Annotated in this window: 22 protein-coding genes and 1 pseudogene; 8 read left to right on the forward strand and 15 right to left on the reverse strand. The window is 71.6% G+C overall.

All coding sequences use genetic code 11. The features are described 5' to 3' along the window. Window positions 1-99 precede the first annotated feature (99 nt). Both ACZ4IF_RS24000 and ACZ4IF_RS24005 read left to right on the forward strand, forming a co-directional pair. Window positions 100-690 carry a TetR/AcrR family transcriptional regulator gene (locus ACZ4IF_RS24000; protein ID WP_467565932.1) on the forward strand — a complete coding sequence of 197 codons (591 nt, stop codon included), beginning with the start codon at window positions 100-102 and terminating at the stop codon, window positions 688-690. A 142-nt stretch (window positions 691-832) separates the two neighbouring features. Continuing rightward, window positions 833-1,294 carry a hypothetical protein gene (locus ACZ4IF_RS24005; RefSeq protein WP_467565935.1) on the forward strand — a complete coding sequence of 154 codons (462 nt, stop codon included), beginning with the start codon at window positions 833-835 and terminating at the stop codon, window positions 1,292-1,294. Window positions 1,295-1,418: 124 nt separating this feature from the next. On the opposite strand, the gene ACZ4IF_RS24010 is transcribed toward ACZ4IF_RS24005, so the two are convergent. The 7 genes from ACZ4IF_RS24010 to ACZ4IF_RS24040 form a co-directional block, all read right to left on the reverse strand. Next, complete coding sequence (locus tag ACZ4IF_RS24010; protein WP_467566052.1) at window positions 1,419-1,976, reverse strand: hypothetical protein; 558 nt, start codon at window positions 1,974-1,976, stop codon at window positions 1,419-1,421. Window positions 1,977-2,178: 202 nt separating this feature from the next. Beyond that, a complete protein-coding gene (locus ACZ4IF_RS24015) occupies window positions 2,179-2,862 on the reverse strand; it encodes a uracil-DNA glycosylase (RefSeq protein WP_345658215.1) in 684 nt (227 codons plus the stop codon). Window positions 2,863-2,958: 96 nt separating this feature from the next. Further along, window positions 2,959-4,539: an ABC transporter substrate-binding protein gene (locus ACZ4IF_RS24020; RefSeq protein ID WP_467565938.1), complete on the reverse strand. Its 1,581-nt coding sequence runs from the start codon at window positions 4,537-4,539 to the stop codon at window positions 2,959-2,961. A gap of 370 nt (window positions 4,540-4,909) precedes the next feature. Further along, window positions 4,910-5,671, reverse strand: a complete 762-nt coding sequence (locus ACZ4IF_RS24025) for an SDR family oxidoreductase (RefSeq protein WP_460386532.1) — start codon at window positions 5,669-5,671, stop codon at window positions 4,910-4,912. Window positions 5,672-5,688: 17 nt separating this feature from the next. Beyond that, a complete protein-coding gene (fabG, locus tag ACZ4IF_RS24030) occupies window positions 5,689-6,450 on the reverse strand; it encodes a 3-oxoacyl-ACP reductase FabG (RefSeq protein ID WP_028800483.1) in 762 nt (253 codons plus the stop codon). Window positions 6,451-6,652: 202 nt separating this feature from the next. Next, entirely contained in the window at window positions 6,653-7,036 is a 384-nt protein-coding gene (locus ACZ4IF_RS24035; protein ID WP_467565942.1) for a DUF3037 domain-containing protein, read from the reverse strand. Next, on the reverse strand, window positions 7,033-7,815 hold the full coding sequence (locus ACZ4IF_RS24040; RefSeq protein ID WP_467565945.1) for a HipA family kinase: 783 nt from the start codon (window positions 7,813-7,815) through the stop codon (window positions 7,033-7,035). The genes ACZ4IF_RS24035 and ACZ4IF_RS24040 overlap by 4 nt, the downstream gene beginning before the upstream one ends. Window positions 7,816-8,051: 236 nt before the next feature. Between ACZ4IF_RS24040 and ACZ4IF_RS24045 the strand changes: the two genes are divergently transcribed. Then, window positions 8,052-8,525 carry a Rieske (2Fe-2S) protein gene (locus tag ACZ4IF_RS24045; RefSeq protein ID WP_467565948.1) on the forward strand — a complete coding sequence of 158 codons (474 nt, stop codon included), beginning with the start codon at window positions 8,052-8,054 and terminating at the stop codon, window positions 8,523-8,525. A 24-nt stretch (window positions 8,526-8,549) separates the two neighbouring features. Here the strand turns inward: ACZ4IF_RS24045 and ACZ4IF_RS24050 are convergent, their stop codons facing one another. Continuing rightward, window positions 8,550-9,188 (reverse strand): cysteine hydrolase family protein, encoded by a 639-nt coding sequence (locus tag ACZ4IF_RS24050; RefSeq protein WP_467565951.1) that lies wholly within the window; start codon window positions 9,186-9,188, stop codon window positions 8,550-8,552. 144 nt (window positions 9,189-9,332) lie between these two features. On the opposite strand from ACZ4IF_RS24050, the gene ACZ4IF_RS24055 reads away from it, so the two are divergent. Then, on the forward strand, window positions 9,333-9,800 hold the full coding sequence (locus tag ACZ4IF_RS24055; RefSeq protein WP_095932891.1) for a pyridoxamine 5'-phosphate oxidase family protein: 468 nt from the start codon (window positions 9,333-9,335) through the stop codon (window positions 9,798-9,800). Between the two features lie 222 nt (window positions 9,801-10,022). Here the strand turns inward: ACZ4IF_RS24055 and ACZ4IF_RS24060 are convergent, their stop codons facing one another. Then, complete coding sequence (locus tag ACZ4IF_RS24060) at window positions 10,023-10,925, reverse strand: LysR family transcriptional regulator (RefSeq protein WP_467565955.1); 903 nt, start codon at window positions 10,923-10,925, stop codon at window positions 10,023-10,025. A gap of 75 nt (window positions 10,926-11,000) precedes the next feature. On the opposite strand from ACZ4IF_RS24060, the gene ACZ4IF_RS24065 reads away from it, so the two are divergent. Continuing rightward, the gene (locus ACZ4IF_RS24065) at window positions 11,001-11,936 is read left to right on the forward strand and encodes a DMT family transporter (RefSeq protein WP_467565958.1); all 936 of its coding nucleotides are present in this window, start codon (window positions 11,001-11,003) and stop codon (window positions 11,934-11,936) included. Window positions 11,937-11,995: 59 nt separating this feature from the next. Here ACZ4IF_RS24065 and ACZ4IF_RS24070 read toward each other — a convergent pair whose 3' ends face one another. Continuing rightward, window positions 11,996-13,327 carry an aminotransferase class I/II-fold pyridoxal phosphate-dependent enzyme gene (locus ACZ4IF_RS24070; protein ID WP_467565961.1) on the reverse strand — a complete coding sequence of 444 codons (1,332 nt, stop codon included), beginning with the start codon at window positions 13,325-13,327 and terminating at the stop codon, window positions 11,996-11,998. Window positions 13,328-13,362: 35 nt separating this feature from the next. Between ACZ4IF_RS24070 and ACZ4IF_RS24075 the strand changes: the two genes are divergently transcribed. Then, window positions 13,363-14,052 (forward strand): pyridoxamine 5'-phosphate oxidase family protein, encoded by a 690-nt coding sequence (locus ACZ4IF_RS24075; RefSeq protein ID WP_467565964.1) that lies wholly within the window; start codon window positions 13,363-13,365, stop codon window positions 14,050-14,052. Window positions 14,053-14,373: 321 nt separating this feature from the next. Here ACZ4IF_RS24075 and ACZ4IF_RS24080 read toward each other — a convergent pair. The 3 genes and pseudogenes from ACZ4IF_RS24080 to ACZ4IF_RS24090 form a co-directional block, all read right to left on the reverse strand. Beyond that, a pseudogene (locus tag ACZ4IF_RS24080) lies at window positions 14,374-15,300 on the reverse strand (DMT family transporter); the annotation flags it as partial. Between the two features lie 351 nt (window positions 15,301-15,651). Continuing rightward, window positions 15,652-16,662 carry an EamA family transporter gene (locus tag ACZ4IF_RS24085; RefSeq protein WP_095932896.1) on the reverse strand — a complete coding sequence of 337 codons (1,011 nt, stop codon included), beginning with the start codon at window positions 16,660-16,662 and terminating at the stop codon, window positions 15,652-15,654. Between the two features lie 293 nt (window positions 16,663-16,955). Beyond that, a complete protein-coding gene (locus tag ACZ4IF_RS24090; RefSeq protein ID WP_467565967.1) occupies window positions 16,956-17,504 on the reverse strand; it encodes a peptidase in 549 nt (182 codons plus the stop codon). A gap of 344 nt (window positions 17,505-17,848) precedes the next feature. On the opposite strand from ACZ4IF_RS24090, the gene ACZ4IF_RS24095 reads away from it, so the two are divergent. Then, window positions 17,849-18,277, forward strand: a complete 429-nt coding sequence (locus ACZ4IF_RS24095; protein WP_095932898.1) for a type II toxin-antitoxin system Rv0910 family toxin — start codon at window positions 17,849-17,851, stop codon at window positions 18,275-18,277. Window positions 18,278-18,419: 142 nt separating this feature from the next. On the opposite strand, the gene ACZ4IF_RS24100 is transcribed toward ACZ4IF_RS24095, so the two are convergent. Continuing rightward, the gene (locus tag ACZ4IF_RS24100) at window positions 18,420-19,073 is read right to left on the reverse strand and encodes a PadR family transcriptional regulator (RefSeq protein ID WP_467565971.1); all 654 of its coding nucleotides are present in this window, start codon (window positions 19,071-19,073) and stop codon (window positions 18,420-18,422) included. Window positions 19,074-19,205: 132 nt separating this feature from the next. On the opposite strand from ACZ4IF_RS24100, the gene ACZ4IF_RS24105 reads away from it, so the two are divergent. Beyond that, window positions 19,206-20,015, forward strand: a complete 810-nt coding sequence (locus ACZ4IF_RS24105; RefSeq protein WP_467565974.1) for a PhzF family phenazine biosynthesis protein — start codon at window positions 19,206-19,208, stop codon at window positions 20,013-20,015. Between the two features lie 155 nt (window positions 20,016-20,170). Here the strand turns inward: ACZ4IF_RS24105 and ACZ4IF_RS24110 are convergent, their stop codons facing one another. Continuing rightward, a complete protein-coding gene (locus ACZ4IF_RS24110) occupies window positions 20,171-20,971 on the reverse strand; it encodes a CPBP family intramembrane glutamic endopeptidase (protein ID WP_467565977.1) in 801 nt (266 codons plus the stop codon). Window positions 20,972-21,064 lie beyond the last annotated feature (93 nt).

Below are 21,064 nucleotides of genomic sequence, written 5' to 3' on the forward strand. Positions count from 1 at the left end.
CACCCGACTGCGGTGACCGCGCACACCAGGCCACTACACCTGTAGTTAGCCGACCTCTCGACCGTACTACAGATGTAGTGATCCCGATAGATTGGCCCCATGCCCGTACGCAACACCGGCGCCGATCGCGCCGAACTGATCGCCGACACCGCGCTGGACCTGCTCGCCGAGCGCGGGATGCGCGGTCTGACCCACCGCGCGGTCGACGAGGCCGCCGGGCTCCCTCAGGGCTCGACCTCGAACCAGGCACGCACCCGGCTGGCCCTGCTGGAGGCCGCCGTACGGCGGCTCGCCGAGCGTGAGGCGCAGGTGCTCACGCCCGACGAGATGCCGGACCCGCGTGGCGGGCCCGATGCCCTGGCCGACGGACTCGCTCTCGCCCTGCACCGCTACCTGACCCGTCATCGTCAACTGCTCGTCGCCCGCTACGAGCTGGCGCTGGAGGCGACCCGACGCCCCGAGCTGCGGGAGTTCTTCGACGTGACCGGCCGGCGCTTCCGGGACCCGCTGATCGCGCTGGTCACGGCCGCCGGGTCGAGCGCCCCGGACCGGCACGTGCTGTCCCTGGTCGCCTGGTGCGACGGGATGATGTTCTCGTGCGTGGCCGGCTCGTTCCACGACGCGGTGCCGGGGATCGAGGAGCTGCGCGCGAGCTTCCGCGAACTGTTGCGGGGAATGCTGGCACCCTGATCCCGGGCCGCCCGGCGAGCCGTGCGCAGACGGTCGGTTTTCCGGCGGCCACGGCCATCGGAGGAACGGAAGGATCACCCATGTGGGGCAACCTGCGCTTGTCCGCTCCCCAAATCGGCCGGGACACAGCAGAGTTGCGCGAGTGCATCGAACGACGACCACCGCAACGCTCCTGGTCGCCGCGGCCGTCACCGCCCTCTCGGGCTGTGTGACGGTCCAGCGGCCGCCCTCCCCCGGCCCGCCGCCCGCGCCGCCCCGGCCCGCCGCGCCGCGTCCGGACGGAAAGGGCGAACCGCAGATCGTACAAGCACCCGCGAAGGAGGCGCTGGAGCTCATCGGGCCGTCCCGGAAGCCTTCGAAGCGTGCCCCGGCACCTCACCGGGCCAGTCCCCCGCCGGCCGCCACGGCACCGGCGGCTCCGCCGCACCGTGACCGGCCGGCCCCTCAGCCCGCGCCGCACCGGCCCGACACGCACCCCGTCGAGCCGCCCGTCCCGACCGGCCTGCCACGAGGCTCGGACGTGTGCGCCCTGGGCAGGAAGTACGGCGGCTGGAGGGCGGACAGCCCGGAGGCGATCATCTGCAAGAAGGCGTACGGCCCCTGAGGGATCGCGGTCGGTGCCGTGCCCGTCCCGAGGCGGGCACGGTGTCATCGGTCGCTGTGGACAGGCCGGCCGAACCGGAGGCCGTGCGCGTCCCAGGGGCCTCCGGAGCGGGGTCGGACCCTTGCTAGGGACGCTTTCTCGGCGGTCCCAGCGTCTCGCCTCCCGGACCGCCGAGACGGTCCGGGAGGCTGTCTCCGTCCGGGATGCCGCCGTGGGCGAGTCTCGTCTCCAGGCGGGCGATCGCCGCGCGGATCCCGTCGCCGTAGCTGTCGTCACCGAGGGCGCCGACCGCGCCGCGTGCTCTGCGCAGGTGGCTGCGGGCGACCTCGCCGTGGCCGAGCTTCACATAGTCGGCGGCGAGATTCAGGTGGAGGGACGGGTAGAAGGCGCGAACCGCGAGCGACTGGTGATGCTCCGCGAGGCGCCCCTCGCTCAGCTCCTCGGCCGCCGACAACGCGCGCAGGTCCCAGGCGAGTTCGTCCGAGGGGTCGTCCTGGGTGTCGGCCATGTAGTGCGCCAGCGTGCAGCGGTGCAGGGGGTCGCCGTCCTCGCCGATCTCCGCCCACAGGTCCAGGAAGCGGCCCCGAGCCTCCTCGCGGTCCCCGCCGTGGTGCAGCATGACGACCTGTCCGATCCGGGTCATCATGGCGTCCGGCGCCGCCTGCTCCTGTTGCTCCGCCACCGCGTCCTCCAGGCTCGTCACTGTCCCTACGACGCTAGCCGGAGCCACTGTCGATCGGGCTCAGGCGCCCCCGTACGCCGCTGGGCCAGGCCGGTGACGGGCGGGGATGCGAACCCCCGGACGAGACCGCGGGAGGACGGCGACGGCCGACGCCGGTCACGGCGGCCGGCCCCGGTCACGGGGGCCGACCGCAGGTCCCCCGTCAGCCCAGGTCGGGAATCCGCCAGTCGATCGGCTCGTGCCCCTGACGGGCCACCGCCTCGTTGATCTGCGTGAACGGACGCGAGCCGAAGAACTTCTTCGCGGACAGCGGCGAGGGGTGCGCCCCCTTGACCACCACGTGCCGCTCCTCGTCGATCAGCGGGAGCTTCTTCTGCGCGTAGTTGCCCCACAGCACGAAGACGGCCGGGTCGGGCCGGTCGGCCACGGCCCGGATCACCGCGTCGGTGAACTTCTCCCAGCCCTTGCCCTTGTGCGAGTTGGCCTCGCCGGAGCGCACGGTCAGCACCGCGTTCAGCAGCAGCACTCCCTGCTGGGCCCACGGCATCAGATAGCCGTTGTCCGGGATCGGGGTGCCCAGCTCCTCCTTCATCTCCTTGTAGATGTTGCGGAGGGAGGGCGGGGTCTTCACACCCGGGCGGACCGAGAAGCACAGGCCGTGTCCCTGGCCCTCGCCGTGGTAGGGGTCCTGGCCGAGCACGAGGACCTTCACCCGCTCGTACGGTGTCGCGTCCAGCGCGGCGAAGACCTCCTCACGCGGAGGGTAGACAGGACCCTTGGCGCGCTCCTCCTCGACGAACTCCGTGAGTTCCTTGAAGTAGGGCTGCTGCAGCTCCTCGCCCAGGACGCCGCGCCAGGACTCGGGCAGCATGGCGATATCGGTCACGTCAACTTCCTCCGATGTGCGGTCACTTCCAGACCACAGAACCTACCGTCGCCCACTGACAATCGGCTCCGGGCCCCGCACCCCGACCGGCTCCCCCTACCAGCTCGTCTTGCGGTGCAGTTCCCACATCATCATGATCGTCGACGGGTCCAGGGCCCGCTCACCGCCCGAGATGTCCTCGCTCGCGGCCACGTACTGCTTGCCCTGCCACAGCGGCAGCAGCCGGGCGTCGTCGACGAGGATCTGCTGCGCCTCCTCGAACTCCTTCACCACGGCGGCGCGGTCGCTCTGCCGACGGGAATCGGGCAGCAGCTGGTTGGTGATCCGCGGCGACGGATAGGGCGTACCGAGCGCGTTCTGCGTGCCGACGAAGGGCGCGATGAAGTTCTCGGCGTCCGGGAAGTCGGGGAACCAGCCGCGCCCGAACACGGGGTACTCGCCCTTGCGGTAGCCCGCCTCGTACGTCTTCCAGGGGCGGCTCTTGAGCGTGATGCTGAACAGCCCGGAGCCGTCGAGCTGGGCCTTCAGCTCCCGGAACTCCGGTGCGGTCTCGGAGCCGTAGCGGTCGGTGGTGAACCAGAGGGTCAGCGGCACGCGCTCGGTGATGCCCGCGTCCTTGAGGATCTTCTGCGCCTTGGTCCTGCTGGGGTTCCCGTAGCTGTCGAAGAAGCCCGTGGAGTGCCCGATCAGGCCGGCCGGGACCATGGAGTACAGGGGTTCGACGGTGTCCTTGTAGACCTTGTGCGCGATGGCGGGCCGGTCGACGACCTGGGCGACGGCCTTGCGGACGGCGAGCTTCTTCGCCCATGGGTCCTTGGGGTTGAAGACCAGGTAACTGATCTCGGTGCCCGCGCCCTCGATGAGCTGGATGCCGTGCTGGGAGTCGCGGCTCTGGAGCTGGACGATGTCCGAGGAGGCGAGTCCCCGGTAGGTCACGTCGATCTTCTTGTCCCGCAGGGCCTCGACCATCTGGGACGAGTCCTGGAAGTAGCGGATGGTGACCGAGTCGTTCTTGCGGTCGGCGAAGCCGACGTAGTGGTCGTTCCTGACGAGTTCGGCCTTCTTGCCCTCCTCGTAGGACTGGAGGGTGTACGGCCCGGACCCGAAGACCTTGCCGTCCTTGCGCAGGGCGTCGGCGGGGTAGTCGTCGGGGTCGACGATCGACATGGCGGGCGTGGCCAGCACGAACGGGAAGGTGGCGTCGGACTTCTTGAGGTGGAAGACGATCTCGCGGTCGCTCAGGGCCTGGACCCGGCCCAGGTTCCCGAGCAGGCCCGCGGGACCGCCGGGCACGTCGATGGTCCTGATCCGTTCGATGGAGTGCTTGACGGCGTGCGCGTCGAGCGGGTCGCCGTCGGAGAACTTCATGTTCGGGCGGAGCTCGCAGCGGTACGTCCGCTTGGAGGCGTCCGTGAACCCGCAGCTCTTCGCCGCGTCGGGCTGGGGCGTCACCGCGCCGTTCGGGTAACTGAGCAGCGTCTGGTAGATGTTGCGGAACAGCTCCCAGGAGCCGTCCCAGGAGGCGGCCGGGTCCAGTGTGCTCGGAGCGCTGGTGGTGCCCACCACGATCGGACCCTTGTCGTCGGACGATCCCGAGGAGAGAACGCCACACCCGGCCACCAGGGTTATGGACGTGATCGCCGCCAGCTGCCGCAGACGTCGGTTCCGGTTGAACACGCGCACACTCCTCGATCTGCCGTACCAAGGGTCGGCAGACCATACCGCAGCGCCCCGCCGGTGGAACACGTTCACGGCAGGGCACTTGATCAGCACGAATGTGACTACGTTGTCAGGCTTCTGTGATGCCGCGGGCGGTCCGGATATCGAACGTGCCGCCTCTCGACAACGTCGCTGTTTTTGTCAACTCCCCACAAAATGCGGAGCGCTGCGGTCCGGCACGGAGCTCACGCTCCGGGTGCACCGGCGGGCCCGGCCGCCCGGAACGTGCCTCTCGAAGGAGCGATGCGGCGCTCCGCGGAACCGACGTCGGGTTCCGCGGAGCGGGGCGTCCACTGCGCCGGGCGTCACTCGACCCCGGCGCCCGGCGTCACTCGACGCCGGCGTTGAGGAAGATGCCGCCGTCGACGACCAGCGTCTGCCCGGTGACCCAGTCCGACTGCTGTGAGGTGAGGAACGCGGCGGCGCCCCCGATGTCGGAGGGCACCCCGAGCCGGCCGAGCGGGTAGGCCGCGGCGGCCTCGGCCTCACGGCCCTCGTACAGAGCGGCGGCGAACTTGGTCTTGACCACGGCGGGCGCGATGGCGTTGACCCGCACCTTGGGCGCGAACTCGTGCGCGAGCTGCACCGTCAGGTTGATCATGGCGGCCTTGCTGACGCCGTAGGCGCCGATGAACGGCGAGGGGGCGAGGCCGGCGACCGAGGCGATGTTCACGATCGCCCCGCCGTTCTCGCTCTGCCAGGCCTTCCAGGTCTGCTGCGCGAAGCCCAGCGCCGAGATCACGTTGGTCTCGAAGACCTTGCGCGCCACATTGAGGTCGAGTTCGGCCATCGGCCCGAAGACCGGGTTCGTACCGGCGTTGTTGACCAGGTAGTCGACGCGGCCGAAGGCCTCCATCGTGCGTTCGACGGCGAGGGCCTGGTGCGCCTCGTCGTGGGCCTTTCCGGCGACGCCGATGACGCGGTCGGAGCCGAGCGCCTCGACGGCCTCCTTCAGGGCCTCCTCGTTGCGGCCGGTGATGCAGACCCGGTCACCGCGGGCGACCAGGGCCTCCGCGACGCCGTAGCCGATGCCGCGGCTCGCGCCCGTGATCAGCGCGACCTTGCCCGAGAGTTCGGGAAGAGCAGTCATGTCCTTGTCCCCCGGCCTCAGTTGAGCGGTCCGCCGGCCACGTACAGCACCTGGCCGGAGACGAATCCGGCGGCCTCGCCGGTGAAGAAGGCGATGGCGTTGGCGATGTCGTCGGGGTTGCCGACTCGCTGCACGGGGATCTGGGTGGCGGCGGCGGCCTGGAAGTCCTCGAAGCCCATGCCGACGCGGGCGGCGGTGGCGGCGGTCATGTCGGTCACGATGAAGCCGGGCGCGACGGCGTTCGCGGTGACACCGAACTTGCCGAGTTCGATGGCGAGGGTCTTGGTGAAGCCCTGGAGACCGGCCTTGGCGGCGGAGTAGTTGACCTGGCCGCGGTTGCCCAGGGCCGAGGACGAGGAGAGGTTCACGATCCGGCCGAACTTCGCGTCGACCATGTGCTTCTGGCAGGCCTTGGCCATCAGGAAGGCGCCGCGCAGGTGCACGTTCATGACCGTGTCCCAGTCGGTGGCGCTCATCTTGAACAGCAGGTTGTCGCGGAGCACGCCCGCGTTGTTGACGAGGATCGTCGGCGCGCCGAGCTCCTCGGCGATGCGCGCGACGGCGGCCTCGACCTGAGCCTCGTCAGAGACGTCGCAGCCCACCGCGATGGCCTTGCCACCGGCGGCGGTGATCTTCTCCACGGTGTCCTTGCACGCGGCCTCGTCGAGGTCGATCACCGCGACGGCACGGCCCTCGGCGGCCAGTCGTACGGCGGTGGCGGCACCGATGCCGCGCGCGGCACCGGTGACTACGGCGACCCGCTGCTCAGTGGTGGACATTGCTGGTTCTCCTCGCCCTTGGAAAGCCTGTCGGAAAGCCCGTCCCGGCAACCTTGGCATCTTCTCGGCGCCTCGGCGGTGCGGAATGGCCTGCGGCTCACGGTACGCCCCACGGGTGAGCGACCGCTTAGTACCTTCAGCAGACGTGACGCTAGAAGCCCTGGCACTCGGTGTCAACGGCACACCGCGCGCATGTGATCCATTACCTGACCAGCAGCTGGAGCAACCGTTCCGTCTCGGCCTCCGGATCGGCGGTCAGGCCGGTGTGCACGGGGCCCGGCTGGACGACCGTCGAGCGCGGCGCGATGAGCCAGCGAAAGCGCCGCCCGGCGTCGTCCCGTGCCGCCTGACCTGCCGCTTTCCCCCCTGCACAGACACCCTCGACGGCCCGCAGGGCGGCGCGCACGCCCACCACGTCCGCCTCCGGGTCGAGCGCCCGCAGCTTGGACTCGTCCAGATGCGTCCGAACGGCGACGAAGGACTTGGCACGGCAGTACACCAGCACGCCCGCGTTGAAGCACTCGCCGCGTTCGACCCGCGGCACCACGCGCAGCAGCGCGTACTCGAAGACGTCCCGCTCGCTCACGCGTCCCCCTTGCCGGCCCCGACGGCCTCGATGCCCTTGATCCGCTCGTGGATGACGGCGGCCCGTGCCAGAAGCGGCTGCGCGTAGGCGTGCCGCAGCGCGTCGGCCGAGTCGAAGCCCGGCTCGTGGGCGAGCCACGCGTCCGGGATCTCGGCGGTCACCTCGGCGAGCAGCTCCTCCGTGACCAGCGGTGCCAGCTCGGCTGCGGCCGAGGCGACGTCCGGACCGAAGGGCGCGAGCGCGTGCTCGGAGACGTCGTACGGCTTGGCCGCGGACGCCTGCGCGCCGGGCCAGTGGTGGTGCCAGATCATGGTGGCGCCGTGGTCGATGAGCCACAGGTCTCCGTCCCACACCAGCATGTTGGGGTTGCGCCAGGAACGGTCCACGTTGTTGACCAGCGCGTCGAACCAGACGATCCGCCCCGCCTCCTCGGCGCTCACGTCGAAGGCGAGCGAGTCGAAGCCGATCGCACGGGAGAGGAAGTCCATCCCGAGGTTCAGCCCGCCGCTGGACTTGAGCAGCCCCTGGACCTCCTGGTCCGGTTCGCCGAGTCCCATGACCGGGTCGAGGTCGATCGTCACCAGGCCCGGCACCCTGAATCCGAGCCGGCGGGCGAGTTCACCGCAGACGACCTCGGCGACGAGCGTCTTGCGCCCCTGCCCGGCACCGGTGAACTTCATGACGTACGTCCCCAGGTCGTCCGCCTCGACGAGCCCCGGCAACGAGCCGCCCTCACGCAGGGGCGTGATGTAGCGGGTCGCGATGACTTCCTTGAGCATCGCCCCAGGTTACTGGGGTGGCCGGAGGGCGAGGACGCGACCCGTGGATGTCCTCGCGCCCGGCGGCCGAGGGTCCGGCGGTCCGCACCGGCCGGGCCGCCGCCTGTCGGCCCGCTGTCGATCCTGTCGGCGCGCTGTCGATCCGGTCAAGAAGTCGCCAACCCCCTGAACAGGGCACACGCCCGAACCGTACTTGTCTACGGATCACCATCACGTCCGTTGAAGGGAAAGTCGGCATGACCAGCGAATCGCTTCACCCCGTCCCGGCACCGGCCCGGCGCACCGTCGTGGCGGCGGTCGGCGCGGCGGGGCTCGCCGTCGCGCTGACCGCGTGCGGGGACGACAAGAAGTCGTCCGGTTCCAGCGAGGTGAACGGGGGCGGCTCGGGCGGCGGCGACAACGCGGCGGCCGGAAACGCCGGTGGCACGGTGCTCGCCAAGACCAGCGACATCCCGGAGGGCGGCGGCAAGGTCTTCGCGGACCAGGGCGTCGTCGTGACCCAGCCGACGGCGGGCACGTTCATGGCGTTCTCGTCCAAGTGCACGCACCAGGGCTGTGCCGTGAAGGGCATAGCGAACGGCGTCATCAACTGCCCCTGCCACGGCAGCCAGTTCTCCGCCGCCGACGGCAGCGTGAAGAAGGGGCCCGCCACGACCGCGCTGGCCGCCGCGACGATCACCGTCGAGGGCGACTCCATCAAGCTCGCGTGAGCCCCCTGGGCTTCGGCGGCGGCCTCAACGGCGCGGACGCTTGAAGCAGGCCAGCACATCGTCGGTCGTCGCGATGGTGGCGACGAGGGCGAGCGTGTTGCGGATCATCGCGGGGGTGTAGTCGGAGGGCACCCCCGCGATGGCGTCCGCCGGCACGACAGCGGTGTAGCCGAGGTTCACGGCGTCGAACACGGCGTTGGGGATGGCCACATTGGCCGAGACACCGGTCACCACGAGGGTGCGGCAGCCCAGGTTGCGCAGCAGCGGGTCCACGTCGGTGCCCGCGAGGGGGGACAGTCCGTGCAGTCGGCGTACGACGAGGTCCTCCTCGGCGACCACGACGGGCGCCGCGATGCGGACGGCCGTCGTGCCGGTGAGCTGCTGGACGGGCAGCCGGGCCGCGGCACGGAAGAGGCGGGCGTTGTGGTTGGCGCCCCGGCCGTCCGGGCGCCGTTCGGCTACGGCGTGGACGACCTGCACTCCGCTCTCGTGAGCCGCGGCCACCAGCCGGGCCACGTTGACGAGCGCCCCCGACGACCGTGCCTCCTTGGCGAGTTCGGGCAGTGCGCTGTCCTGGCCCACCACACCCTGCTGGCACTCGACGGTGAGCAGCACCGTGGTGGCGGGGTCGAGGAGTTCACTGAGCTGTTCGTGCGACGGCATGGCTCCCCCTGGTCGTCGAGGTCGGGGCGGGCGAGCGTAACGACCATTGCGTGGGGACGGAAGACGGCCCATGCTTTTCTGACGTGATGTCAGAGGATCTCTGTCGGCAGCGAAGCGGGCCGACGCGGAAGAAGAGGAGACCGCATGGCCGTCACTCAGCGCAGGGGCCGGAAGATCATGATGACCCCCGGCGAACTGGACGAGTTCCTCACCACCGAACGGACCTGCCGGGTCGCGACCGTGTCGAAGGACGGCGCGCCGCATGTCAGCGCCCTCTGGTTCGCCTGGGACGGCACATCACTGTGGCTGTACTCGGTGGTGCGCAGCAAGCGGTGGGCGGAGCTGCGCCGCGACCCCCGGGTGGCCGTGGTGATCGACTCCGGTGAGCAGTACGGGGAGCTGCGCGGGGTCGAACTGTCCGGCACGGTGGAGTTCGTGGGCGAGATACCCCGCGTCGGGGACCTGTGCGCCGAACTCGACGTCCCGGAGACGCTGTTCGCCCGCAAGAACTTCGGCCTGGAAGAGATGCCGCACGACGGCAGGCACGCGTGGATGCGGCTGACTCCGGAGGCCATCGCCTCGTGGGACTTCCGCAAACTCCCCTTGCTCTAGCGGGCGTCGACCGGCCGGCCCGACCGACGGCGCCGAACGGGCCGTTCGCCCCGGGGTTCTTGAGGCGCTCACCGGGAGCGGCGACCGTCGCAGGCCTCGGGGCCCCGGACCACCCGCCCGCCCGGGACGCCGGGTCCGTCCCCCCGGGGTCCTCGCCCCGTCGCCCGGAAGTGATGCCGCGGCGCGGCGGGCGGGCCGTTGCGCCGGACCCGCCCGCGGGGCTCACCTGACGGCCTCCCCCGCTCCGCGCAATGCACGGACCGCCGCCCTGATCGACGGCCGGCGGTCGGCGTCGGCCCGCCACACGACGTACACGTGCCGCCGCACGCGCTGCCGCACGGGCACCGTGACCACACCCTCGGGCATCGGGTACCGCCCGAGGAGCGGCGCCACGCAGACGCCGAGCCCCGCGGCGACCATGGCCAGTTGCGTGTGCGTCTCGGCCGCACGATGGCCGATGTGCGGCTCGACGCCCTTGGAGCGGAGCGTGAACATCAGCCACTCGTGACAGAACTCGCCTTCGTTCCACGTGATCCACTCGTCCTCGGCGAAGTCGGCGAGGTCCACCTCCGCGCGGTCCGCGAGCCGATGCCCGACCGGCATCGCCACGTCGGCGGGGTCGTCCAGGATCGACGCCTTGACGAGGCCGCCCGGCAGCGGCATCGGCTTGTTGTACCAGTCGAGCACGACGGCCAGATCCAGGTCGCCGCGGATCACTCCGGCCACCCCGGCCTCCGGCTCCAGCTCGCAGGAGCGCACCCGGAGGCCCGGATGGTCCGCGCGGAGCGTGGCGAGCGCGGTGGGGAACAGCCCGCGTGCGGCGGTGGGGAACGCCGAGAGCCGCAGTTCGCCCACGACCTGACCGCGCTGCGCCTCCAGGTCCGACTGCGCCAGCTCCACCTGGGACAGGATGCGGGCGGCGTGGTCGGCGAGCAGCCGACCGGCGTCGGTGAGGCGGATTCCGCGGCCGTTCTTCGCGAGCAGTTGCTGCCCCACCTCGCGCTCCAGCTTCGCCATCTGCTGGGACACGGCCGACGTCGTGACGTGCAGCCCCTCGGCCGCTCCGCTCACCGAGCCGTGCCGTGCGAGGGCGTCGAGGGTGCGAAGGCGCTCCAGGTTCAACATCTAAGCAATGCTACGAGATACCGCTCCGAAAATCTCGCTTGTGCTAAGAGATCGTCGTACCCCATGGTGGTGTGCATGAGCACCGTCACCAGCGCCCGCGCCCTCTCCCCCGCCGCGGCCGGGCCCCGTCGCCGCGCCGCCCTCGACTGGCGGGTGCGCTTCGGCGTTCTCGCCCTGATCTGGGGGTTCAGCTTTCTGTTGATCAAGGTGGGCACGGAGGGGTACGCGCCGTTCCAGGTCACCTTCGGGCGGCTGTTGTTCGGCACGGCGGTGCTCGCCGCGGCGATGGCGGTGAAGCGCGAGCGGCTGCCGCGCGGGGTGCGGACCTGGGGGCACCTGGCGGTCGCGGCCCTCCTGCTGAACGCGCTCCCGTTCTCGCTCTTCGCCTACGCGGAGCTGACCGTCCCGTCCACGCTCGCGGGCATCTGCAACGCGACCTCGCCGCTGTGGGGCATGGCCCTGTCGCTGGTCGCCCTCTCGGAGGACCGGCCGACCCGGAGCAGGGTGGCCGGGCTCGGCATCGGCTTCATCGGCGTCCTGACGGTCCTCGGTGTCTGGCAGGGCTTCCACGGCCTGGACGCCACGGGCACGGCGCTGGCCCTGCTGGCCTCCCTGAGCTATCCGGTCGGATGGATCTACGTCCGCCGCACGCTGGCCGGCACCGGTCACTCCCACCTGTCGATGACGGGCGCCCAGCTCCTCCTGGCCACCGCCCAACTGGCCGTCGTGACGCCGCTGTTCACCACCCTGCCGAGCCACTTCCCGGTCGTCCCGCTGCTCGCCGTCGTCGCCCTGGGAGCCCTCGGCACGGGCCTGGCCATGCTCATCCAGTACGGCATCGTCGCCGAGGTCGGCCCGACGACCGCGCAGATGGTCACCTACTTCATCCCGGTGATAGCCACTGCGGCGGGCGTCGCCATCCTCGGCGAATCGCTGTCCTGGTCGACTCCGGTCGGCGCCGTGGTCGTCATCGCGGGCGCGGCGCTCACCCAGGCCAGGCCGCGCCCCTGATCGGCCCGGGGCCGCCGACACCGGCCGGCGCCGCGTCGGCGACCCCGGCCGACATCACGTCACACGTAGCGGCGGGCCGGTGCGGGGCCGACGGCGGACGCAACGGCATCCGCGAGCGGTTCCATGTCGTCCGCAGTCAGCGTCGACACGGTGATCCGGATGCCGGGCGTCGCGCTCATCCGGAAGCGCGCACCGGGTGCGACCGCCCAGCCGGCGTGCAACAGCCGCGCGACCGCCCCGGTCTCGTCCGGCACGGGGATCCACACGTTCATCCCGCTGCGCCCGTAGGCCTCCACTCCGCGTTTGCCCAGGGCGTCGATCAGCGCGTCCCGCCGCCGCCCGTACTCCGCTGCCACAGCCGCCGCGTCCACGGCGCCGGAGGTCCACAGATGGACGACCGCCTTCTGGAGCAGGCGGCTCACCCAGCCCGGCCCGAGACGCTGGCGCCCGTGCACCCGGTCGACGGTGACGGGGTCGCCGGTGAGGACCGCGAGTCGCAGGTCCGGGCCGTACGCCTTGGCGACGGAACGGACGAAGGCCCAGCTGTGCGTCACGCCCGCGAGGGGATGGAGCGGCTGATCCACGATGCGGTGCCCGTGGTCGTCCTCGATGAGCAGGGTCTGCGGACGCTCCTCCAGAACGGCGCGCAGGGCACGCGCCCGCGCGGCGCTCACCACGGCTCCGGTCGGATTCTGCGCCCGGTCCGTGACGATCAGCGCCCGCGCTCCGGCCTCCAGGGCGCGGCGCACGTCGTCGGGGAGCGGCCCCTCGTCGTCGACGCCGACGCCGACCGTGCGCAGTCCGAGCGCCGGGGCCAGGTCGAGCAGGCTGCCCCAGCCGGGGTCCTCGACGGCCACGGTGTCTCCGGGCTTGAGATGAGCCGTCAGCACACGCTCGATGGCGTCGAGCGATCCGGAGGTGACGACGACGGGTCCGCCGGGGACGCCGTCCTCGTCCAGGTCGGCGCGGGCGATCCGCTCCAGCTCCGGTTCGACGGCGGCCTCCCCGTACCTCACGGGCTCACGGTCCGTCAGCCCCGCCGCCACGGCGAACGCCTCGGCGAGACCGGGCAGCAGTGCGGGGTCGGGGTTGCCGTCCGCCACGTCCCGTACGCCGTCCGGCACCTCGACCCGGATGTGCTCACGCCCCGTGGTGGCGGGCTTGAACCGGACCCTGCTGCCGCGGCGGCCCGCGGTCTCGATGACCCCGCGCTCGCGCAGCGTCCGATAGGCGGCCGCGACGGTGTTCGGGTTCACTCCGAGCTGCTCTGCCAACTCCCGCATCGGCGGCAGCAGTTGACCGGGTTCGAGGTCTCCGGAGCCGACCGCGCTCTCGACGCCGGCGGCAATCTCGGCTGCACGACGCCCTGTGATCCGATACTCTCCTAGCACAAATCAAATTATGCTCTAGTGCAATGGAGTACGCAATGCCGGAGACGAGCACCCAGCCAGGGACACCGCGGGCCACCGCCTACACCCCGACCGAACGCACCGTCCCCACCCGCTCCAAGGAACGCGCGGCGTACGACCGCGAGCTCGTGCACGCGATACTCGACGAGGGGTACGTCTGCCATCTCGGCTTCGTGCGCGACGGCGCCCCCGTCGTCCTGCCCACGCTCTACGGCCGTGTCGGCGACCGCCTCTACGTGCACGGCTCGACGGGATCGCGCCCGCTGCGCATGACCGGCCAGGCCGACCCGGGCCTGCCCGTCTGCCTGACGGTCACCCATGTCGACGGGCTGGTCCTGGCCCGCTCGGCCTTCCACCACTCGATCAACTACCGCTCGGTGGTGGTGCACGGCATCGCCCACCAGGTGACCGACCCGGACGAGAAGCGTGCGGCTCTGGACGCCCTGGTGGACCACGTCGTCCCCGGTCGCTCGCTCGACTCGCGCCCCGCCAACGGCAAGGAACTCGCGGCCACCGCCGTGATCCGGCTCGATCTCGACGAGGTGTCCGCGAAGCTGCGCACCGGCGGCCCGAACGACGAGCCCGAGGACCTCGCGCTTCCCCACTGGACCGGAGTCCTGCCACTGGCCAAGGGGTTCGACGCCCCGGTACCGGCCGACGACCTGGCTCCCGGCATCGGCCTTCCGGACTACCTCGCCACCTTGTGAGACCGCCGGGACTCACCCCCACGGGGTGGGGGTGACGGGTGCGAGCCCGTCACCCCCCGAGATACGCCGGTCCTCGATCGGACAAGGTCCGACGGGCGCCGGACGTCGTCAGGCCGTCGGCCCGCCGCCGACGGCACCGGTACCGGACGCGGCCGGGGTGGCATCGGCGCCGGACCCGGCCATGACCGCCCCGTCGCCGGACCCGGCCACGACGGAGTCCCGGCACCCCACGGCATCCGCCGTGGCCTCGCCGGACCCGGCGGCGACAAGTCGGTCGTCGGACGCGGCGGCGACAGGCCCGTCGTCGGACCTGCGCCGGTCGGTCGCCACGGCGCGCGTCTCCGCGACCGCGAGGCCGGTGACCGACCCCAGCATCAGCAAGGTGCCCACCAGCGTCGCCGCCGTGAGCCGCTCGCCGAGCAGTCCGACCGCGAGCGCCGCCGCGCTCACCGGCTCCAGCAGCATGATCACGGACACGGTCGCCGAACGGACCACGGCCGCGCCCGCGAAGAACAGGGCGTAGGCCAGCGCCGTGGGGATGGCCGCGATGTATCCCAGCAGCGCCAGTACGTGCACCGGCTGCGCGGCGTGCGGGACCAGGCCCTCGGCCAGTCCGAGCGGCAGCAGGCAGGCCGCGGTGACGGCGAACGTCCACACCGTCGTACCGGCTCCGTCGACACGGCCGTCGCGCCCCCACCATCGGGTGAGCAGCGTCATCACGGAGTACCCGGCCGCGGACAGCACCGCGAGCGCGACACCCCAGGGGCGCACCGTTGCGCCCCCGCCGCCCAGCACCAGCACCCCGAGCCCGGTGAGCGCCCCGGCGACGGCGGCGATCCCACCGCGTCCGAGCCGCTCCCCCATGGTCAGGCGCGCGCCGAGCGCGATGAGCACCGGCCCGGCCCCCAGGGTGACGACGGTCGCCACGGCGAGGCCGGTCGCCTCGACGGCGGCGAAGTAGGCGGTCTGGAAGACGGCGAGCCCCAGGCCGGTGGTCCCGATGCGCAGGGCCTTGCTGCGCAGCGGTTCCCGCACGGCGGGCCGGACCCGTCGGCGGGACCGCACGCGCGCGGCGAGCGGCAGTACGAGCCCGCCCGCGCAGCGCCAGAAGGAGAGGGCGATCGGCCCCATGTCACTGGACCGGTAGACCAGTGACGCGGCCGCGCCCGCGGTGCCCCAGGCGGCACCGGCGACGATCAGATAGAGGAGGCCTCGCCCGATGGGCAGGCCGGAAGCAGTGTGCGACACGTGTTCTCTCCGCAGATTCGCAGAAGTTCGGGAAGGGACCACGTCGCAGCCGGCGCACGGGACACCGGGCGCGGGCGCGCGTCACGGAGCACAGGGCTCGGGGACACGCGACACGGCGCACGGGACACGGGGCACAGGGCTCAGCACGAAACTCGGGACACGAAACTCGGGACACGAGACTCGGTGGAAGGCTCGGGACGCGAGGCTCGGAGCACCGGCTCACGAAAGGTCCTCGGACTTCTTCCGCGGGCAGCACCGTCCCGCCCGGCACGTGGCCGGGCGTGGATCCGGAAGGGCCCGCCTCAGGCGGCCGGGGGCGGGAGAACGAGCGTCAAAGGCATGACCTGCACTTTAGGCGACCATTCCCGGAGTGGACAACTCCCTTTCGGCGTCGCTCCCGCCACTGGCGACCGGCCCGTCCGAGGGCTTCGCGGGCGCCGACGACTGCGCGATGAACGCACCGAGGAGCACCACCGCACCGCCGACGATCTGCGGTGCCGAGAGGTGCTCCCCCAACAGGACCCAGGCCAGGACGGTCGCGATCACCGCTTCGAGACAGGCGACGACGCCCGCGACCTGCGGGGAGAGCCTGCGCACCGAGAGCACTCCGGTGACGTAGGCGACGACGGTTGCGATCAGCACGATCCAGCCGAGGAGCAGCGCGGCGAGCACGGAGGTCCCGTTCATGTCGGCGCTGCCGCCGAGCACGGACCAGTCCATGGTCCACGGACGCGCGACGGCGGTCAGTACGAGGGTGCCGACGAGGAGCCCGTAGGCGATCACGCCGAGCGGGTCCGGCGCCTCGTCGCCGGCGTCGCTGCCCTGGTCGGACAGGACGAAGTAGCCGACCTGGCAGCAGGCTGCCCCCAGTGCGAGCAGCAGTCCGAAGGCGTCGAAGCTCAGCCCCGACCAGACCTCGACCACGCAGGCGAGTCCGCCGACTGCGAGCACCACTCCGAGGGCCGCGGCCCGCGTCACGGGGCGACGCTGCACGAAGCGGACCCAGCCGAGCACGAGCGCGGGCGCCAGGTACTCGACGAGCAGTGCGACGCCGACCGGGATGCGGGAGATCGCCGCGAAGTAGCAGGCCTGCACACCGGCCACACCGAGCAGCCCGAAACCGGCGAGCAGCGCCGGGCGGCTCCGCAGGAGCGACCGGTGGCGCACCGCCACCGGCAGCATCACCAGCGCGGCGCCCGCGACCCGCAGCCACACCACATGGAGCGGGTCGAGACCCGCTTCGATCAGCGGCTTGGCCGCGACACCCGATCCGCCGAAGGCGACCGCCGACACGAGCGCGAGGCCGAGGCCGACGCTCTTCACACGGTTGCCCTGACTCCCCTGAGACGTATGCACCGCCACATGATGACAGGCGATGACATGAGCGTCACCCTCGTTGACACCTGTCTCGACGGCTGGACTCCGGCCTGGCCCGCGGGAGGCCGCGGGCACCAGCCCGACGGCCGTCGCGGACGCGAGGTCGAGCGGGGGCTCAGGGGGCACATCGTGCGGTTGCCGCGGGCACACGGCCGACCGGGGACTGCGGGCACCAGCCCGACGCGGCGGTCGCCGCGCGCGAACCGGATGAAGGCTCAGGGCCAGAACAAACGGCCGCTCGCGGACGCGAGGTCGATCGCACAGCCGACCGCTCCGGTTCAGCGCCCGCCGTCGACCCGGCCCACGTGTCCCTTGCAGCCGGCCTCGACGCGCACCAGCAGTGCGGGGGTGTCGACGCCGGCGCGCCCGAGGACCTCGACGGCCCGCGACTGGGGGTCGGCGACGAGCGTCGCGAGCAGGTCGAGACCGCGGGCCTGTCCGTCGCCGCGCAGCACGGCACGCTCGTGCGCCAGCTCCATGACCCCGGCCGCCACCGGGGACCAGCCCGCCTGGGTGACGACCGGTACGGCGCCGGACTCCTCGACGGAGCTCCGCCAGCGCAGCCCGTAACCGATGCTGCGCTGCACCAGGTAGCCGAGGAGCCGGGCGACCTGACCGGCGCTTTCGAAGGCGGCGCGGACCTCGGGATCGGACTCCAGCAGCGAGTGCAGCAGATGCGCGGTGTCGATCTGCCGGTCCCCGTCCCGTAGCGCCCGCCTGCGCGCACCCGAGACCACCGAGGCCAGCTCGGCACTGAGCCCGGCATCGAGTTCTGTTCGGTTCGGGCCGCTCTCGGCGGCGGACTGCTGGGGAATACGGGATGGCACAACCCCTACCCCATCAGTCCCCCGAAGCAGGGACATCCTCGGCGGGCAGCATCTTCGCGTCCGACACAGGTTGGGCATCCATGGGGATGTTCTCCTCCTTGCGGATGACTTCGGGCCGATTTCCCCCTGGGGCGCGCGCCGCCTTGCGTTGCACGCCGCCCTCGGCCGCTCCACCTCCGCGCCCCTCGAAACACGGCGAGGGCAGCCGGCCCTGCCCGGGGCGGGCGGACCACCCTCCACAATTTCTGACAGTTCATCAGTATTGAATGTTCCGGGGCCTGCGGCTACGTTCCGCGACACCGTAGCTGCGCCGGGCGCAGCGCCCGACACGAAGGGGTGGTCGCATGGCCGAAGTCAGCGCGGAAGCACGCATCGAGGCGCCCGCCGAGAAGATCTGGGCCCAGCTCACGGACTGGCCCGCGTACGGCGAATGGAACGCGACCCACACCAGCTTCCCCAAGGGCGGACCCGAGACCCTCGAAGTGGGCGGCACCTTCGAGGAGAACATGAAGCTCATGGGCTTCCCCGCCGAGGTCACCTGGACCATCGACGCACTGGAGCCGGGGCACCTCCTGGCGATCCGCGGCAAGGGCCCGATGGCCGTGAACGTCGCGACGCGCTACACGCTCACCCCCGACGGCGGGGCGACGACGGTGCGGATCGACGGGGAGTTCACCGGCGCCGCGGTCTCGCTCATGGCGGGCAAGCTCAAGGACTCGGCGACGGCCGCGCTGAACGAGTCGCTGCGCAAGCTCGGCGGCCTGGTCGCCTGAGCCTCCGGGCGGCCCGGCTCGCTCGGACACGGCACACAAGGACAGGCCCCCCGGGGAATCGCGCCCCGGGCGCGGGCCGACACGGACGGCGCCCCGCTCAGTCGCTTCCGCGGGGCGCCGTCCGTTGTCACAGCGTGTGCCGTCAGTCCTCGTCGGCGAGGATCAGGTACAGCTTCTTGCGGGCTTCGTTGATGACCACCAGCGCCTTGTCGCGCTGCTCCTTGCTGCCGGTCTTCCAGACCTGGCCGAAGGCCTCCATGAGGCCGAAGCCGGCCTGCCGGATCTCGTGCAGCGTCTCCCAGTCGACCCCACGCCCGGCCTCTTCCCACGGCGCGTCGGGTCCCTCGTCCGCCGCGGCGCGGCCGGACTCGGTGAGCGAGAACAGCTTCTTGCCACCCTCGGCCGCACTGATGATCAGCCCCTCGTCCTCCAGCAACTGAAGGGTCGGGTAGACCGAACCGGGGCTGGGCTTCCACGCCCCGCCGCTGCGCTCGGCGATCTCCTGGATCATCTCGTAACCGTGCATGGGCCGGTCCTTGAGCAGGGCCAGGATCGACGCGCGTACGTCTCCGCGTCGCGCCCTGCCGCGCGGTCCGCCCCGACCGCCACGCCCGCCCCAGGGACCGGGGCCGAAGCCCGGTCCGCCGAAGCCGGGGCCGCCAGGACCGCCCGGCCCGAAGGGCCCGAAGGCCCTGCGCCGCCCTTCGAAGCCGCCCCGACCCCGATGTCCGGGGCCGCCGTGGTGTCCATGTCCGTGTTCGTATCCGAAGTCTTCTTCACGGGAACGCATCGCCATCACTCCATTCCATCGTTGATCGATCGCGATGCCTCAACGATATATCGGAATAGTTCGGCTGACAATGCTCCGAGTCCAGATCCTCGCGATTGGCCTTGTTCCACCGCGCCGGCCTGCGGCTAGCGTCGGGCCATGCGGATTCGAATCGTCGACGCCTTCACCGACCGCCCCTTCGCCGGCAACCCGGCCGGGGTCGTCCTCCTCGACTCCTTCCCCGACGACGCCTGGCTCCAGAACGTCGCTCTCGAGGTCAACCACGCCGAGACGGCGTTCGCCCACCGGCTGCCCGAGGGGGGCGAGGCCGACTGGGCGCTGCGCTGGTTCACGCCCGCCACCGAGGTCGCCATGTGCGGGCACGCGACGCTGGCGACCGCGCACGTCCTGCACAGCACGGGCACGCACCGGGGGCCGGTCCGGTTCGCGACGCTCAGTGGCGTCCTCGTCGCGACACCACAGGAGGACGGTTCGATCACCCTGGACTTCCCGACCGCGCCGCTCACACCGGTCGACGTACCCGACGGCGTCGCCGAGGCGCTGGGCGCCGAGCCGCTCGCGGCCTGCGACACCGGTCCGCAGGTCGGCGACCTGGTGGTCGAACTCGCCGACGAGAAGACGGTCCTGGGTCTCGCCCCCGACCACAAGGGACTCTCCCGCCACTCCCGGCGCGGCATCATCGCGACCGCCCGCGCCGAGGACGCCTCGCGCGGCTACGACTTCGTCTCGCGCTGCTTCTTCCCGAACGTCGGCATCGACGAGGACCCTGTCACCGGCAGCGCCCACACGGCCCTCGCCCCGTACTGGTCCGAGCGCCTGGGCCGGCCCGACCTCACCGGCCTCCAGGCCTCCCGCCGCTCCGGCCTCGTCCGCACCGGGCTGCGCGGTGACCGCACGCTCCTGACCGGACGCGCGGTCACGGTCATCGAGGGCGAGCTGCTGGCCTGACGGCGCGGCTCACGGCGCAGGCTCACGACGCGGCGAGAAGGGGCGTACGGACCTGACGTACGCCCCGAACCGCCGGCCGAACCGGGCGCTTTCGCCCGGAGCACGTCGCCGGCAGCGCGGGCGTCAGGCCTGCGCCCCGCACCGCCCGGCCGCGCTCACGCCGTCGGCAGCCACCCCACCTTCCCGGCCAGCAGCGCGTATCCGACGAAGGCACCGATGTCGAGCAGCGAGTGGGCCACCACCAGCGGGCCGACCCGTCCCCAGCGCCGGTACAGGTAGACGAAGACGACGCCCATCACCATGTTTCCGATGAACCCGCCGATGCCCTGGTAGAGGTGGTACGAGCCGCGCAGCACCGCGCTCGCCACCAGCGCGGTTCCCGGCGTCCAGCCCAACTGCCCCAGCCTGCGCAGCAGATAGCCGACGACGATGACCTCCTCCAGCACGGCGTTCTGCACGGCCGAAAGGATCAGCACCGGGTACTTCCACCACACGTCGGGCAGCGCCTCCGGCACCACCGTGAGGTTGAAGCCGAGCGCACGGGCCGCCAGGTAGAAGGCGATGCCCGTACTGCCGATCACCGCCGCGACGCCCGCCCCGCGGCCGAGGTCCGGCCACGGGCGCGTGCGGTCGAAGCCGATGACGCGCAGCCCCGTGCCCTCCCGCAGCAGGAAGTGCGCGACGAGCGCCACCGGTACCAGGGCCGACGCGATCCCGAAGAGCTGCCAGGCCAGATCGAGCCACGGCCGGCCCGGCGCGGCCGAGGCGTTGAGGGTGGCCGCCTGGTCCTTCAGACCCCCCGGTTTGGTGACTGATCCGACAAAGCTGATCAGCGCGGACACCCCACTCGCACCGAGCGAAAGCCCCAGAACGAGCAGCGTCTCGTCGCGCAGAATCCGCCGTGTCAGCCCCTCCTTCGGAAATGAATCGGCCACCGACCCCGCCTCCACCTGCACTCCCGCCTCCAGTTGAGTAATCCCGCCGCATCCCCATCTTGACCCCGCTAGGGTCTCGAAAGAAGTTACGAAGATCGTGCGCGACAGGCCGTC

The organism is Streptomyces sp. NPDC025784 (assembly GCF_055558435.1).